Origin of the sequence: Bradyrhizobium sp. WBAH42 (assembly GCF_024585265.1) — a bacterium.
In the GTDB taxonomy this organism is placed as follows: Bacteria; Pseudomonadota; Alphaproteobacteria; order Rhizobiales; family Xanthobacteraceae; genus Bradyrhizobium.
Map to the genome: position 1 here is coordinate 7,032,994 of NZ_CP036533.1, position 15,968 is coordinate 7,048,961.

Below are 15,968 nucleotides of genomic sequence, written 5' to 3' on the forward strand. Positions count from 1 at the left end.
CGGCGCTCTCCTTAAGACCACGGCGATTCAAACCCTTCCCGACCCGACTCTCCCTCTCAGCGCTCGCCCATAAAAAATGGGGACCGGCGTTACACCCGGTCCCCAAGCAACTGCGGGATAGCCGGAGCCATCCCGTTCTGTGTCACTCAGCCGCATCGAGCTGCGGGTCGTCGTCGCCGGCGTTCTCCCGATCCTCCTCGTCGGCGAGGAATTCCGGCAGCGGACCTGCTTCGCCCTCCTGCCCCACCGGCGCTGCATCGGGATCAACGAGACGCAGCGGCTCCGGCAACCAGCCCGAGCCATCCAGAAGACGCTCGGCCTCCTTGGCCATGTCGACCTTCTTCAGATGGTCGATCAGTTGCGCCGACGACTCGCCCCTGGCTTCCCGCACCGCCTCCAGAATTCGCGGCTTGGTGACCCGGCCGAGATAGTTGTCGACGGTCGGCCGCCAGCCAGCCTGCACCATGTCGAGCCCGACTGCGCGCGCCAGCACATTAGCTTGCTCGAGACGGGTGCGGACACCGTGAGCGGAGACACGGCCCTGATTGTAGCGGTTGGCCGGCTCATAGACGGCATTGACAGCAAACGATACACAGTGGGCGAACAGCGACGCCTGTGCACCACCATCGAGCGCCGTCAGCGCATCCCAGAGATCGTTCTCGCTCTGCGGCAACCGTGCCTTCCAGGCCTCATGCCGCGCCTCGACGGCCTTGGCGGAGACGCTTTCTCTCAGCCCCGGAGCTTGAGTTGGAAAGTTCGGCGTGCGAAGGCCGATCTCGAGACAGCTTCCGGATGACGCGAACCGGTAAAAGGCCGTCAGCACGAAGTTATGCAGCACCGCCTGGAACGCGATCGCAGGATTTCCTGCCAGTGCATCCCGCAATGCCAGCGTACGATGCGCCGTCAGCTCGGTGATCAGCCGATCCGGCAGAGGCCTGGCCGCATCCTCATCATCTTCTTCAGCATCGGGAGCACTACCCGCGACCGCGATCACCGTGCGCTGGACGGACGCGCCCTCTTCTTGACCTTCGGTCGACAACGCACCGGCGTCCTGCCCGACGTCACAATCAGTTGCCGGCACCTCGTCCTCCGGCCGGACGTAACCCCGGTCCACGGAGAGGCGCCCCTCGGAATCGATGCTGATGAAGACACCAGCTCGGGCGATCTCGGTCGGATCGTAGAGCATCGGCCGGTTTTCGAATGCCGACAGTGCCGCCTCGATTTCGCCGAGACGCTGGTCGATTTCGTCGGGCAGCTCGTCTGCATCCTGATAATCGGTTTCCAGCTTGGCTTGCTCGGTGTGCAGGGCATCGATGGTGGCCTGCTCCTCAGGCGAGAGATCGACAGGTTTGCCCTCGATTTCTCGTAGGCCTTGGGTGTGACCGTAGGGGAACTCTACGGCGACTGAGATCCACTTCCAGCCTTCGGCAGCAATCGCCTCAGCTTCGGCTTTGAGCTTTTCGGCTACGAGGCGGTCGAGCAACACGACGTCCTGGAGCCAGCCGCCGTCGTCGTGCTCGAACAGATCCCGCAGAACGCCGCCACCCGCGTGCTGATAGGCATCGAGGCCCACAAATTGGGCCCGCCGATCGGACCCGCGCACGGTGTTCTCGGTGAGCATGCGGCGGATCTGGTATGGCTCGTCATAACCGGAACGGCTGACGTTCTGCCAGACTTGCTCCTGGCGGGCGTGATCCGCAGTGACCGAGAACGCCATGAGCTGTTCGAGCGTCATGCCGTCTTCGGCATAGCCTCATGCAGCTTCGGCGACACCGACGCCAGCCGCAGCCGCTGCTTCACGATCGCAGGGTTCACGAAGTGCCGGGCGGCGATGTCTTCCTCGCTCATGCCGAGGTCGCGGAGCGTCTGGAAGGCCCGAAACTGATCCAGTGGATGCAGGCCGACCCGCTCGTCGTTCTCCGCCACCGAATCATCCTCGGCGATGCCCCCTTCGCGGACGACGCACGGCACCGCCTGCGTCTTTGACATGCGTTTTTGTTTCACCAGGAGCTCGAGAGCGCGATAGCGCCTGCCGCCCGCTGGCACCTCGAACATGCCGGTCTCGTTGCCATTTGCATCAACAACGGCCCGGACGCTCAGACTTTGCAGAAGCGTACGCTGTGCGATGCTCTCGGCTAGCTGCTCGATCGAGACACCGGCCTTGACGCGGCGAACGTTCGACTGGCTGAGCACGAGCTTGTTAAACGGAATGTCCCGGGAAGGCGACAGCGTGATCTTTTGTACGGCTTTCATCATTTCGGCTCTCCACGACGGGCGGCCGTGAGACTCTCTCTCGGCTTCCAACCCGTCGCGAACAGCCTTTCCTCCTCTCACTCTCGCGCGAGGCGGAGCATCACGCCGCCTCATGATCGGCCACAACCGAATCCAGCGACGCGGGCTCAATGGACCCGGGTACGAAGCCGAGCAAATAGTCCGCAGCCTTGCTCGCCTGCGAAGCGGCACGCACGATGGCCCTGACGTCTTCGCGCAGGACTTCAAGCCAGGAGCCGATATAGTCGGCATGGCGCACGGTCGGGACGATCCCGAGCGACGCGCAGCTGAACGCGGAACTCAACTCGGCGACCAGTTCTTCGAAGGCATACTTCTTCGTACCGTAGGATCCGCTCTGGTCGCGGTTGAGGCGCGAGGGATGCCCAGTCGCATGACCGAGTTCATGCAAGGCCGTGCGGTGCCAGTTGATGGGTTCGAAATAGGCCTGCGGCAGCGGGACCTGCACATAGTCTTCGGCTGTTGCGTAGAATGCGCGATCTCCACCGATCCGAAATGGAATTCCGCTGGCCTTGATCAGGGCGTCGACCGTGGGTTCGATGAGGCCAGCCGGCGGTGGCGGCGCAGCGGTGGCAATGCCGTCGGGCAGATCTTCGCACTGATCGGAGTTGAAAACGGTAAATCGTTTGAGGAATGGAATCGCCTGCGTGTCTTCGCCAGTTTCAGCGGCGCGTCGTTTTTCGTCATTCGGCACGAAACGATCTGCATAGACAACAGTGGTGCCGCGCTCTCCCTTGCGAACGTGGCCGCCAAGCGAGAGCGCCTGACGGAAGGTGAGCCAACTTTGACCGGAAAATCCGCGCTCAATCACGGCGCCCCAGAGTATGAGGATGTTAACGCCGCTGTATTGCCGGTTAGTCGACGCATTTTTCGGCATGGCCAGCGGCGCTTTCGCCGCGGACGTACCCCAGGGCTGAACCCAGGGGACGCGTCCGGCCTCAAGCTCGGCAATGATCTTGTCGGTAATTTCGTTATAGAGGGTTGCCCGGTCCTGGCCGGCGCGCGCCCGAGCAGTAGTGTTTGACATCGCGGGTCTCCGCGACGGGCGCCGCGAGCCTCTCTCGCAACTTCTAACCCGTCACGGAAAAACCAGCCTGCACTCTTACTCTCAGCCCTTGCGCCATCTACCGAGGGCCTCATTCGCGATCAGGCGTGCGCCCAAGGGCGCATCGCCGCAACGGAAATGGCACCCGGAGAGCGTGAGCATAGCGACCCGAAGGGGCACGCGGGTCCGAGTGCAGCGACGAGACCGGTTCAATAGCGGCACCCGGGAACGGGGCAGTGATAGCGATCGCCGCAGGCGAGCCCCTTTCCCGAGTGCCCCCGGCGAGGAGCACCAAAGCTCTAGCGCGAGGGATCAAAGCCGCAAGGCCGAGACGCTGCGCGGCTCGGTTCACGAGAGCCCGGTGCGGCCCTGGCCGCACGCGCCAAAACCTGAGCGAACGTGATACAGACAATGAATACGAGAACCCTCCGACATTTTCACAGAGTCTCACAATTATGGAAGAGAGGCCTGTGGGCGGAGCGACAGCGAAGACCACTCGCGGACGCGGAAGAGGCACCCGCAGGAGGGTCAGCATGGCGCCGATGCGTAGCGGCGGGACCCGGGACCGAGTGCAGTCGCGAGACCGGTTAAAAGGCACCCTAGCTCGGGGCAGTGATAGCGACGCCGGAATGCAATGACGGCGGGACCCGAGAGCGAGTGCCTCCGGCGAGCTACTCAATGCGGATTTACGTCTGCTTGGTATCAATTTTGCTTTTGTGATATCGTCTCACTCGTGTGCATGTCTATGCACGGCGTGGGCATGTTCACTGAGAGCCAATTCTTACAGAGGACGACATGGCCAAGAAAGCGAAGAAGGCAAAGAAGACCGCGAAGGCAGCTACCAAGAAGGTGGCAAAGAAGACTTCAAAGAAAAAGAAGTAGCCATATCGGCTGCTGATTTATTGCCGCCTCCGGGGCGAAACCCGGATGAAGAGCGAGACCTCCCAAAGGATATGAAGCGTCCTTTGCAGCCGTTTGGTATCGCGGCACGCTAAGATAAGGCCGGACCTTTGTGCAGGTGGCTGCTGCATAAAGGTCCGGTTTTTCGTTTCTGCCGCGAGGGCGTGATCTGCTCGTGCGCGAGGGATCGAAGCCGCAAGGCCGAGACGCTACGCGGCTCGGTTCACGCGAGCCCGGTGCGGCGACAGCCGCACGCGCAAATACAAGGAGCAACCACCTGAGTTCGAACGTCTGAAGTATCGGAAATGGTTTCTTCACTTCGTTCTTGCCCAGCCTAGCATCTGGCCGGGCGGAAAATTCAGCCTTCGAAAAACCACGAGATCCCACGATCCCGAATCCCAGTCGTGTGTTAGTGATGGGGAACGTCTGCGGGACTAAACGATTCGTCTCAGCGTGGGAGAACCTTTCAATGCTGATGACCAAGCAGAGACGGCCGGCGATCCGTACCCTGCGCGGTTGGGCGATCAACGTGCTGAACGAAGCCGGCGCCATCCGCGAGTGCGAGGAGCACGGTTGGATGCAGGACCGCACCGATCCGCATGCACGAGAGCGCGCCTTCGATATCGCGCGTCAGGACCCGCCAGCAGACGTCTCCCCTCAAGCAGCGGAGGCCGCAATTCGCGACGTGCTGGACTCGATTGGTGATAGCTGCCCAGAATGCGCCCCTGACGAGGAGGACCGACGCTAAACATCGACGCCAGCCCGTCTCCTACTCAGCGGCCTAGCCGTTTCTCCACACGCTTGCGCGCGTTGCCGACCTTTTTGACAGCCTTTTTCACCGCCGGCGCCGACTTTCCCGTCTTCTTCGCCTCGTACTGCACTTCGTAGTCCTGCCCGCCGGCCACCCGTGCCCGGTCCTGCTTGCGCCCGCGCGCCGTCTTCGACTTCTTCGCTGCCGCCATGGATACCTCCTGTTCGTGGCGTCGAGGCAACGCAACAAGGATTCGGCGGTTCCGGAACGATTCGAACTGTGCCAATTTGAATCAACTATAGCGTGGAGTTCTTCTGTGGCGTCTCAGCGTAAAAAGCCGGCGGCCATCGGCGTCAAGGCGCCCTTCCCCGGCTTCATCGAACCGGCCCTGGCCACCTCGATCGAGAAGGTGCCGTCCGGAGAGCGCTGGATTCACGAAATCAAGTTCGACGGCTACCGTGTTCAGGTCCATCTGGCCAACGAGACGGCGAAGATCTTCACCCGGCGCGGCCACGATTGGACGCATCGCTTCAAGAAGGTCGCTCATGATGCCTGGCGGATCAAGGCGAACTCGGCGGTGGTGGACGGCGAGATCGTGGTACCTGCCGCCGACGGCACGACCGACTTCTCGGTTCTGCAGAACGAGCTCAAGGGCAAGTCGAAGAGCATCGTGCTCGTCGCGTTCGATCTGCTCTATCTGAACGGCCGAGATATCCGGAAGCTACCGCTCCTTCAGCGCAAAGCCGAACTCAAGAAGATTCTAAGCGGCACCGACATCCAGTTCAGCGAAAGCTTCGAGATAGACGGGCGCGAGATGTTCGCGCACGCCTGCAAGCTCGGCCTCGAAGGCGTCGTCTCGAAGGTCCGGGGCAGCGCCTATCCAACGGGACGCACGAATGATTGGGTCAAAAAGACCTGCGTACAGCGTGAGACGTTGACCATTGCCGGCTTCGCACTCGATGGGACGAAGTGGGACGGCATCTACGTCGGCCGGCGCAAGGGCGACGATCTGGTCTACGCCGGCAAAGTCGACCACGGCTTCGATAGGGTCTCGGCCGCAAATCTGCAGAAGCGGCTTAAACCCCTCATCCGAAGAACCCAGCCCTATGCCAAGCGTATCAACCACAAGGGCATCTGGGTCGAACCGAAGCTTCTGGCTGAGATAGAGTATCGCGCAAAGTCGGCCGAGGGAAAGGTCCGCCATCCATTTTTCCGGGGCCTGCGGGAGGACCTGTGATGGATGCGTTCGATCGCTTCTGGCAGTGGGCGAACAAGCCCCCCGAAAGTCCGCTGACGATTCCGGCCGAGCTGCATCAAGCGGTCATGGAGCTCGCTCCCGAGGACCGAGGGGACCGCACCACGGTGAACCGAGCCGCAGCGCGCGCACCAGACCCCGAACGATGATCGCTTGACGGCAACCCTTTGCCTTCCCTCGGTGCCGCCGAGCAAGAACTGCCAAGAAACTAACTCCGTGCACGCTGCAGCGCAGCTTCCAATCGCTCCCTCTCCTTATTCCAGCGACCGTCTTCGGTTTGCGATCTCTTCGCGAGAGCCTCAACCTCGGCCTGGATGGCGGCAGCCCGCTTCGCGTGCTCCTGCTCCGCGTTGTCCAGCGCAGCCTGCGCCTTGTCGACCGCCTGCTGACGGCGCTCACGTTCTTTCTGCCTAGCGGCGTCTTCCCTCGCCCGCTCACCTTCCCGGCGCCTCTCCTCCCGTTCGTAGGCAAGCGCAGCCTTCCGCTCGGCCGTCTTGTCGACGGGACGTGAGGAAGGCTTCTTCGCAATTTGGCCCTTCGATTTGCGCGGCGCGTTCGTCGATCTTCTGTCCCCGCCGAGATCGGTGGGCAGTTCGGCTTGCTCGCTGAAGGATCGGTTGGATCCGACCGGGCGCCTGAGAACGACGCCCGGCTTCTTCATGGCCGCAGCGATGACGTCCGGATCGTCGCTTTCCTTCGCCGCGCCCTGGTGGAAGAGATTGCTGTTGGCGCCCCAGGCTTCCAGGGCCGCTTTCATGGAGGGAGCGGCGATCGCCAGATCGAAGAAGCCCAGCGAAGTCTGAAAGGTTTTCAGCTTTCTCGCCATCGGTCTGATTCGCCCTCCTTAATCGAGCGCCAACGTCGCATGCCACGGAGCCTGCGGAACACGACGCGGCCCCGAAGCGTTCCCTAATCCTTGAAGGACGTCCATGCATTTCGCAACGTGCTCTTAAGGATTGGCCTCGAATGAGCCGGACGTCGACCCTGCCCAAGCGCCTGCAGCCGATGCTCGCTACGCTCACCGACGCGCCGTTCGACGATCCCGGCTGGGTTTTCGAGGACAAATATGACGGCTTCCGGATGATCGCGGAAATCCGGCGAGGCAAGGTTGCGCTCTACAGCCGAAATGGCAAGATCATCAGCCGCAGCTATATCGAGGTCGCCAAAGCGCTGGAGGGCGTGAAGGGCGATGCCGTGATCGACGGGGAGCTCGTCGCGATCGGAAAGGACGGCGTCTCGCATTTCCAGTTGCTTCAAAACGCGCTGCGCCATGAGGCGAAGCTCCTGTATTGCGCCTTCGACCTCATGTTCGCAGACGGTGAGGACCTGCGTGCGCTGCCGCTCCTCGAGCGCAAGACGCGGCTCAAGGCCATCCTTCCGCGCCACAAGCTCGTCGCGTTCAGCAACCACCGCAAAGGCAAGGGAACGAAGTTCTTCGCAGATGCCGAGCGGAGACATCTCGAAGGCATCATGGCCAAGCGCGCCGATAGCCCGTACGCGTCCGGACGCCGGACCGCCGACTGGCTGAAGGTGAAGACCGCGCAGCGGCAAGAGGTCGTGATCGCCGGCTTCACGGCGCCGAGGCGAACCCGGCCTTTCTTCGGCGCTCTCGTCCTCGCGGTACGCGAAGGGGATGCATGGCGGTACATCGGCCACGTTGGCACCGGCTTCAGCCACCAAGTTCTCGAAGAGCTTCACGGCGAGCTCATGAAGCTCAAAACCGCAAAGTCACCGTTCCCTGCAAAGGTGAAGGATGAGCAGGTCACGACCTGGGTGCGTCCTGCGTTGGTCGCAGAAGTGAAGTTCGCGGAGTGGACCAGCAACGGCGAGCTGCGCCAGCCGGTCTATCTCGGGCTGCGGTCCGACAAAAACGCGAAGGACGTCGTACGCGAAAAGAAGTGGTCGCGAAAATAGCGCCGCCGAGACGAAGCGTAGACCTGTTCAGCCGGCGTCGCGCTCAGATGCCGAAGGCCATGGCGGCAAGGGCGGCAACCCGAGAACCTTACGTACCGGTCCGAACGACCGCCGGTGAGCTGCGCATGCGCCGAGTCTGGCGAGCGCTTCATAATGAGCCGGCACCGGGTAGCCCTTGTGATCCGCGAAGCCATAGCCGGGGTGTCGCACGTCGAGCGTCCGCATGACCCTGTCGCGCTCGACTTTCGCGAGGATGGAGGCGGCCGCGATGCTGGCGGACTTGGCGTCCCCTTTGATGATGGCCTGCTGAGGGATGTCGATTTCCTTCAACCGTTTCGCATCGATCAGCAAGTGCTGCGGCGGCAATCCCAGCCCCCGGACCGCACGCTGCATAGCCTGGATGCCCGCCCAATAGATATTGATCGCGTCGATCTCCTCGACCTCGACGAACGCCACACACCAACTCTCAGCCTTTTCCTTGATCTCCTTGGCGAGTTCTTCGCGAGCCGCGGCGTCGAGTTTTTTCGAGTCGTCGATTCCGACTATCCGCGTGCCTGGTTTCAGGATCACGGCGCCAGCGGAGACCGGACCGGCGAGAGGGCTCATTCCGGCCTCGTCCACGCCTGCGACGGCATGATGGCCGCTTTCCCAGAGAGATGCCTCGAAGCGGAGCATCTTGCGGAGGCGCTGCCCTTCCGACCTATTTTCGAAGTGGCGTTTATCGATTGAAGCCAGGATGGCACGCGCTCCGGCGCGGGTGTCGGCCCGCAAGATCTGCTCGACGCTGGCCTCGAGCGGTCTTTTCTCGACGACATAGCGTTGACGCAACACATCGAGAGAATACTGGGACATCGCGGCCTTCGTGGAGACTGACTGTGGGAGCGTGTCGGTGAACTTTATGGCGATTGTCTGAAGTAGCTATACCGCCTCACCGACCGCGCAACGCCCTCTCAAAAGGAACCCGGCCAGCTCTCCCGCGCGGGTTCGGCCTCCATTTCCTCGCTATGTTGTCGCTCGCCGGCTCGGTAGAAGGACCCGTGCTCAGTCGCCGTCCCGAGTAGATCGGGGCCGGCATGGCCGCTAACAAGGTACCGGCGGTCGGCTTGGGGCTGGGGAGGCAAATCGACAGTCCGGGACTATCAAACCGCTGCTCCCATTTGGCAGATTTTTCTTCCCTCAGTCGCTACCTCAAGGCGCGTTTGCTCTTGCCCGTTCGCGCGCCTCGCGCCGACGTTCACGTCTTTCGCGCCGTCGCTTGGCTCGATCGGCGGGCTGCCGCAGCGGAGGAACGGGCGCCGGCGAGGTCGCACTCGTCTCCACAACTGGAGGCGCCTCGGCCCTTTCCAAGGCCGTTGGCCGCGCTTCCATCAATTCGAGCAACGCCCGTCCTTTGGACGTGATCTTCCATCCTCCGCTTATCCGTTCGACCAGTCCTTGTGAGAAGATGTCGAGGTCGGGCACTCTGGCCGCGAGGCGCCTGGTCCGGTCCGCCCAGTCGCGGCCACTCGTTGCCAGGATGGCCATATCCCTCTTGAGGTCTTCCATAACGGCAAAGCCGTCCGGATAAGCTACCAAAATCTTCAGGACGGTGACTTGAAAGTTCACGCCCGCCCCGCGATCAGCGCCACATCGTCGGCGCGTGCGAGAGGGCGTCGCGACCAACCTGTTTGAGACCTTCGGGAGAGATCTCGCCTCTCGTCGCAGCCTCTAGGATTTTCGACGCGACGTGGGTACGTGCCCCGATCTCGCGGTGCGAGACGCTTTCACAGACTTCATCGAGAATCGCGCGCAAAAGCGCCGTGGTTGCCAAGTCGAACATAAGCTGCCCCCTGAGGGAAAATCTAATCCTAGCGCGGTTTCGCACGCTTGAGGATTCAAGAATGTTAAGCTTGCCGATGGTGCGCTGCACCCATGGTTGCGTACCGCGCCGATGGCTTGCCTCTGCAGGTCGAAGCCCGCAAAATCGAACTGATTGGGCTGAAGGCGATGCTACCAAACACTCCCAAGGGAAAATCACGCGAATTGATAAACTTCCCAGCGGCGCGCAAAGCGCACAAGACGCTATTTCAAATCGCGAGGTCGACGGCTCTATGCGCGGTTGCTTCGGCCTCGCGGTCCGCCGCCGTTCTGGCGTTGCGCACCGACCGGGCCGCCATTAGGCGGCTGACGAGATGACCTCGTATAACGTCGTCGAGATGGGAATCGCCATTCGCCGGGCTGCCGCGGACGGCGAAGTAGTGGCCTTCGGCATCACCGGATGCTTCACGACTCCTAAGCCGACTTCCGCTGCGGCTTGGCCGCCGGCTTCTTCGCTGCGGTCTCCTTCGCCGGCTTCTTGCCTGCGATCGGCATCAGCATTTCCTTCTGCCCGGCCGCCGCCTTGCGCGGCTTCTTGCCTGGTTTCTTCGGCGGCTCTGTCGCGGCCGCCCCCTCTCTTCCGATGCTCTTGCGCAGCGCGTCCATCAGGTCCACGACGTTCTCACCTCGAGGACGCGCTTTTGCGGTGATGGGTTTGCCGGCGCGCTTCTGATTGATGAGATCGATGAGGGCGGCTTCGTACTGGTCTTCGAACTTGTCCGGCTCGAAATGGCCCGCCTTCTGATTGACGATGTGCTTCGCGAGATCAAGCATGTCCTTGGTGACTTTGACATCCTGGATATCGTCGAAATACTCATCCGCGGAACGGACTTCGTAGGGATAGCGCAGCAGCGTGCCCATCAGCCCCTTGTCGAGTGGCTCATGCGAAGTGCTCTTCCGCAATAATCTCATGTTCGATCATGTCGTTCACATCAATACTGATGGAATCCGGGCTGCCTATGGAGAATTGCCGGCAGACGGCGGCCGCGCAACGGACTCGCGCAGACGTGTGATCGAACATATCGATAGCGGCCGCCTGATTAGCCTAGAGCGGTGGCTCACCACTCTCTCCACTCAATGAGCGATCGAAATCGCCTCCGCTAGGTCTGCATGGACAAGCTGGATCCAAAGCGCCGCAGTGCCAACATGCGAGCCATCCGTGCAAAAAACACAAAGCCGGAGCTCGCCGTGCGACACGCTTTGCGCCAAGCCGGATTCACCGGCTACCGCCTGCATCGGCGGGATTTGCCCGGGAAACCCGATATCGCCTTCGTTGGACGAAAGAAGGCGATCCTCGTCCACGGGTGCTTCTGGCATGGACATGATTGCCGCGAGGGGCTGCGCCGCCCGCGGGCGCGGCCCGAATATTGGTTGCCGAAAATCTCGGGCAATCAGGCCCGCGACGCGCGCCACCAGGAAGATTTGATCTCGCAAGGGTGGAGTGTCCTCGTGATTTGGGAATGCGAAACCTCCGATCCTGCGCTCGCACAACGCCTAGCGGGTTTCGTCGGCGCAGCATCCTCAGGTTAGCACTATGTGCGTATAGTCAAGGACTGGCAGCCGATCCGTATAGGGGAACCGCATTCATGCGCTGCGCTTGAGTCGGGGATCAGAAACGCGCTCCGGTCGCAAAAGGGGAACGGACGACGTGCCGAGATTGCGGCGGCCCGCTTGCCGCCGTCATGCCCGTCGAGAGCACACCCCCCTGGCGTCACAAGGCGGACGACTGCGATCCTTGGAGCGAGCCCGAGGGACCGCGGCATGTCGGCTGGAAGAAACTCTTGGACTTGTCGTGCCGTGAGGAAGATTTCGTGTACGCCGTTAGAGGTGAGGATATTCGAGCGGCGAGATGCCGAAGGCCAGCAGGCGTCGCATGCCGGTCAGGTGCATGCTGAACGGCTTACGTCGTATCGCTATCCTCGAACCAAATCAGCTGCCGGCTCCTTTCATGACGGCCGATAGCCACGGCTTCACCACTTGGAGCGTTCGGACGTCACCCAGATAGTCGAGATCCTCTAAGGAAAGCTTGCCGGATACACGTAGCATGTCGGAGAGCGCAGACCCCGTCGTGGTCGGCAAGAGCTCTATAATCGTCTGAGCCAACTCGCGGTCGCGGGAAAAAGCCGTGATCGCCAACGGAATGAGCAGCACTCTGCGATCGGGTTTTGCCGCCAACGACTGTGCGGCGGCAACAACCTGAGGACGGTCTGCGCAAGCTCCAACGACGACCGTCAATGGAAGCGCGACTGGCGCTGCCCGAACCAGAAGCTGCTTGTCTGAAACTGCCGCAGCAAGCGCCGCATCGACGCATTGTTGCTCCAAGCACAGTGCTTCGGCCGCCAAGCGGTGGTGAGGCGGATTGCCAGTTTTCAACGCCAGCTTCAAGACTCTCTTACGCGCATCGCTCGAGCCATTGCGGACGAGAGCTCGCAACAACATCAGTTTGACGTCGCGATCGTCAGTTTGGAATAGTATCTTACCAATTTCGGAAACATACTCATCATCGATCTGCGGCGGCTGACTCAAGAGATAAGCAGCGCCATAGGCAATGCGGAAGTCCCGCTCCTCTTCATGTTGCGGTTGTCGGGGCTCCCATGTGTCGGCGGCCAGCTTCAATATTGCATCCATATTATCGGCGTTTGGACGCTCTTGCAGCAGGGAGAGCACTTTCTCACGAACCCGGTGCCCTTTATCGCTCGCTAGGTTACGTAACTGGGGGGAAAGGGGACCGGGGGACTGCTCAGCAAGCGAGCTGAGAGCCACTTCACGCACATCTGCAAACCGGTGGCCCAAGGCGGCTTCGACGAGCGGCCACATTTGACTTCGAGCGGCTATAGAAACCGCGCACACGGCAATCGCGATAGACTTGCCGTCGTTCTTAGGCCAGCTAAGGATCTCTTTCAGCAGATGATCTACCTTAAAGCCAGCCCTGCTAAGCGCTTCCGCCTGCACGGACTTGAGTTCGAGATTTCCGCGCGTGTCCAACCGTTCAAATAGCAACAGCGCATCTTTACTCAACCCGTCGAAGCTGGATGCGAACACGGCATTCGCCGCTTCCGCCAATGCGTTAGGAAAGGCAGCGAGAAATTGGAGGCGGAGAGCGTCGAAGTCGATGTTGTTCCGTTGAAGCTTCGCATCCCTGACGTCGACAAACTCGAGCACCAATTCAATTACCCGCCGGACGTCGCCATTTGCGACGAGAACTTCGAGCGCCGAGAATAATTGAGATGGCGCGGCGCACAGAGCCGTTTCCAGCACCTCAAGCCTGACTTCCCGGATGGCACTCCCCGCAATTAGTCGCTCCCTTAGAGGCTCCAAAAACTCCTCGGGCATCGCCTTCTGCATGGCTTGCCAAAAATCACGCTCTTCCGCCCTGTCCAAAGCGGCTCGTGCGATGGCGCGCCATTCGTCAATCGTGACGCCCGTAGCGCGCTCGGCAGCCCTTATCCAGAAATACAATAGATCCAAAGCATGCGCGTGATCGCGAATAGCGCTCCATCCGTCCCTCTCTCGTTTCTCCGCAACATAAGACTCAAGAAACTCGTGCGCCGTCTGACCTTCTTCGGAGATACTCTCATAATAATGATCGCCGTAATCACCGTCGTACTCGCCGTTAGCGAGCTTAAGCTTGAATTCATCATCGGGTTTTCCGGCGAGTTCGCTGCGATATGAAATTGCCTGCGTTACAACCTCCTCAAAACCATTGAGATCGGCGAGCGCACCTGTAGCAATCAAATCGGCATTCGGGTTGTAGCCGTCTTGAACAACTGAAAGCGCCGCATCCATAAAGGCCGGCGTCAGATCAATGCACAGTTTCGAGACTTGGCCGGCAAACTGTGCGGGATAAGAGGGATTGTGGTGAGGTATTTCGCGTGTGATGAAGGCGAAACAAATTGCTCGCGTCCTGTGATCGGCCGCAACTTTTTGGAACCAATCGAGTGACCGATCTGGCGGACTCCACTTGTCGAAGAACCAATATTCCTTGTCTTTCTTCTGATGTGTAAGCCACCTGGCAAGCTCTGCTGGGATCGAATCTGCAGAGCCCACGGATGCAGCGAGCTTCAGATCCTCTCTGAAATTAGGCCCGGTCTCTGCCAATCGCGCATTGATCCAGGCATCCAGTTGCAACTGCCGCTCTGCTGGAAGTTCAAGTTGAACGATCGAGCGCTCTCGTACAGCGTAAACCAGCTGAGCCGCCCCCTCCGTTCCCCAGTCCGTCCCCGTTCTTTCGTCCAATTCGATCAGCACTTCGACCAGATAGGACAGGACCCGAGCCGCGAGGCCCGGCTTCTCCTTGAGGGCCTCTTCAAGACCTAGTTCAACGCGGGGATGCTGATAGGTCAGCGTCGCCTCTGACTGCCGCAAGTTCCGCCCGGCAATCAAGAAATTCAGGTACGGCTCGAGGCCGTCTTCAAGATCGCTCGCGCGTTTCGTTAGGCCTGCCTGGATGGAGGGAAGGACATTGAATGTCTGACGCGCGCCTGACTTGAAGAGACCCCAAGTAATGGCTGCCCACGCCCATGCTCCACGCTGTCGAACATTATGAATGAGTGCAGATTCTATCGAATTCTGATGGGCGTCGGACAGGCAACGCGTGATATACTGACCACTGTTCTCGTCCTTCTCCAGCCCGTCAGAGAGAACGGCGAAATACCGGTGCATCTCAAGCGGCGTCGCGAGCCGATCGATAGCCTCAGTCCGAGACTTCAACACGATGGGTTGAAGATCCGGCGGAAGGCTAGGCAACCGGTTCTCAAAAAGCCTCGCTCGTTCGTCCGGGCCGTAGTTTTCGTCTTCGAGCGTGATAATCCATTTGTCTTTCAGCCGTAGCTTGCTCTCGTGCAGCACATCCGACCGGCTTGTGATCACGAATTTCCTCTCGGGACCGGCGGATTGGAGTATCTCGGCAATGGCGCCGTTCCAGGGCGCGGAAGTTGGCTCCAGCCGAAAGCGGCCCCAAGGGTCTTCAATCTCATAGACAACGGGCCGCAATGCCGAATCATCGGCTATTTTCTCAGGACCACCATGGACGACGACATGCTTGATGCCTGGTATCTGATCACGCAGGTGAGCGATCAGCGCTTTGGCCGTGCGCGTCTTGCCTGTTCCTGACGCACCAGCGATGACGATCGCGTGCTTCCTGTTGATCGCAGCTTTAAAATCGTCCCAATTCGTCGGAGGAACGAAGCCCTCCAAATCGGCCGATTCTCCCGCATAACCTCCCGCGCTCTTTATCAGGCGCTCAACGTCAGAGCGCGTCCATACACCTTGCGCCGCACCACGCATGCGCAAAAGAGCTTCACTACGCAACGCCTCACGGCAGCTTCGAAGATTTGAATGGGGTACGCGAAAGCGCTCGCTTAGCAATCGCTCCGTGCGCGCATTGATCTTTTCCTGGTCCATTGCCCCAAGAATGGCGATCCGGCCGCCTGCATCTGCGGGCAAACTCTTCGACATGTCGGCGGGCAGTGCGCTGGCCGGCGGCCAAACGCCAAGTGTCTCAACTTTGAGCTGGCGAGCGACACCGTCCAGGTCGGCGCTAGTGACTAGGAGATAGCGGATACTGGGGTCAGCCAGGCGGTCGCGAGCAGATTTTCGCCTTGTACCATGGGCGAGAAGACGGCTTAGATCCTCGTGCTTCCATGGCCCCGTGTTGCGCAGCTTGCATTGAAGAACCAAGCGGTAGCCGTCGAGCACAACGCTCTGTGACAGCGCGCCCGGTTCTTGTTCGATGTCGGCTTCAAGATCTTCCTCGGTTGCCGGCTCGAGCACGATCTCATTCGCCACCTTCTTGGCAAGAGTTAGATCGAGCGCAGTGAGTATTGAGACGTCGAGCTGATAAACATAGCCTTCGAGCGATCGTCCGCCGCTGGAAGGAGAAAGCTCGTCTGGCCTATGCAAGACGGAAGAAGGCTCATTCATGGATTGCTCCGGCAGCACCGGAAGACGCGCAACAA

The 15,968-nt window shown here is 60.6% G+C and carries 12 protein-coding genes and 2 pseudogenes; 5 read left to right on the plus strand and 9 right to left on the minus strand.

The genetic code is table 11. From position 1 onward, the window contains the following. Window positions 1-142: 142 nt before the first annotated feature. Both DCG74_RS33210 and DCG74_RS33215 read right to left on the minus strand, forming a co-directional pair. A pseudogene (locus DCG74_RS33210) lies at window positions 143-2,256 on the minus strand (ParB/RepB/Spo0J family partition protein). 97 nt (window positions 2,257-2,353) lie between these two features. Then, window positions 2,354-3,316: an ArdC family protein gene (locus tag DCG74_RS33215; protein ID WP_172789046.1), complete on the minus strand. Its 963-nt coding sequence runs from the start codon at window positions 3,314-3,316 to the stop codon at window positions 2,354-2,356. A 1,387-nt stretch (window positions 3,317-4,703) separates the two neighbouring features. On the opposite strand from DCG74_RS33215, the gene DCG74_RS33220 reads away from it, so the two are divergent. After that, a complete protein-coding gene (locus tag DCG74_RS33220; protein WP_172789047.1) occupies window positions 4,704-4,982 on the plus strand; it encodes a hypothetical protein in 279 nt (92 codons plus the stop codon). Window positions 4,983-5,007: 25 nt separating this feature from the next. On the opposite strand, the gene DCG74_RS33225 is transcribed toward DCG74_RS33220, so the two are convergent. After that, window positions 5,008-5,196: a DUF3606 domain-containing protein gene (locus DCG74_RS33225; RefSeq protein ID WP_006022625.1), complete on the minus strand. Its 189-nt coding sequence runs from the start codon at window positions 5,194-5,196 to the stop codon at window positions 5,008-5,010. Window positions 5,197-5,301: 105 nt separating this feature from the next. Here DCG74_RS33225 and ligD (DCG74_RS33230) point away from each other — a divergent pair, with 105 nt between their 5' ends. Then, window positions 5,302-6,222, plus strand: coding sequence for a non-homologous end-joining DNA ligase (gene ligD / locus DCG74_RS33230; protein ID WP_172789048.1), 921 nt, complete (start codon window positions 5,302-5,304; stop codon window positions 6,220-6,222). Beyond that, window positions 6,222-6,389 carry a hypothetical protein gene (locus DCG74_RS33235; protein ID WP_164936065.1) on the plus strand — a complete coding sequence of 56 codons (168 nt, stop codon included), beginning with the start codon at window positions 6,222-6,224 and terminating at the stop codon, window positions 6,387-6,389. Before ligD (DCG74_RS33230) ends, DCG74_RS33235 begins: the two co-directional genes overlap by 1 nt. A 59-nt stretch (window positions 6,390-6,448) precedes the next feature. Here DCG74_RS33235 and DCG74_RS33240 read toward each other — a convergent pair whose 3' ends face one another. Then, window positions 6,449-7,066 (minus strand): cell envelope biogenesis protein TolA, encoded by a 618-nt coding sequence (locus DCG74_RS33240; protein ID WP_172789049.1) that lies wholly within the window; start codon window positions 7,064-7,066, stop codon window positions 6,449-6,451. 140 nt (window positions 7,067-7,206) lie between these two features. Here DCG74_RS33240 and ligD (DCG74_RS33245) point away from each other — a divergent pair, with 140 nt between their 5' ends. Next, window positions 7,207-8,154 carry a non-homologous end-joining DNA ligase gene (gene ligD, locus DCG74_RS33245; protein ID WP_172789050.1) on the plus strand — a complete coding sequence of 316 codons (948 nt, stop codon included), beginning with the start codon at window positions 7,207-7,209 and terminating at the stop codon, window positions 8,152-8,154. A 27-nt stretch (window positions 8,155-8,181) separates the two neighbouring features. Here ligD (DCG74_RS33245) and DCG74_RS33250 read toward each other — a convergent pair whose 3' ends face one another. The 4 genes and pseudogenes from DCG74_RS33250 to DCG74_RS33265 form a co-directional block, all read right to left on the minus strand. Next, complete coding sequence (locus DCG74_RS33250) at window positions 8,182-9,006, minus strand: ribonuclease HII (RefSeq protein WP_172789051.1); 825 nt, start codon at window positions 9,004-9,006, stop codon at window positions 8,182-8,184. A 336-nt stretch (window positions 9,007-9,342) separates the two neighbouring features. Continuing rightward, window positions 9,343-9,759 carry a hypothetical protein gene (locus DCG74_RS33255; protein WP_172789052.1) on the minus strand — a complete coding sequence of 139 codons (417 nt, stop codon included), beginning with the start codon at window positions 9,757-9,759 and terminating at the stop codon, window positions 9,343-9,345. 13 nt (window positions 9,760-9,772) lie between these two features. Beyond that, entirely contained in the window at window positions 9,773-9,973 is a 201-nt protein-coding gene (locus tag DCG74_RS33260) for a hypothetical protein (RefSeq protein WP_172789053.1), read from the minus strand. A gap of 452 nt (window positions 9,974-10,425) precedes the next feature. Then, window positions 10,426-10,893: pseudogene (locus DCG74_RS33265) on the minus strand (Ku protein); the annotation flags it as partial. 228 nt (window positions 10,894-11,121) lie between these two features. Between DCG74_RS33265 and DCG74_RS33270 the strand changes: the two are divergent. Further along, window positions 11,122-11,541 carry a very short patch repair endonuclease gene (locus tag DCG74_RS33270; RefSeq protein ID WP_172789054.1) on the plus strand — a complete coding sequence of 140 codons (420 nt, stop codon included), beginning with the start codon at window positions 11,122-11,124 and terminating at the stop codon, window positions 11,539-11,541. A gap of 399 nt (window positions 11,542-11,940) precedes the next feature. Here DCG74_RS33270 and DCG74_RS33275 read toward each other — a convergent pair whose 3' ends face one another. Then, window positions 11,941-15,933 carry a hypothetical protein gene (locus tag DCG74_RS33275; protein ID WP_172789055.1) on the minus strand — a complete coding sequence of 1,331 codons (3,993 nt, stop codon included), beginning with the start codon at window positions 15,931-15,933 and terminating at the stop codon, window positions 11,941-11,943. Window positions 15,934-15,968: the final 35 nt, after the last annotated feature.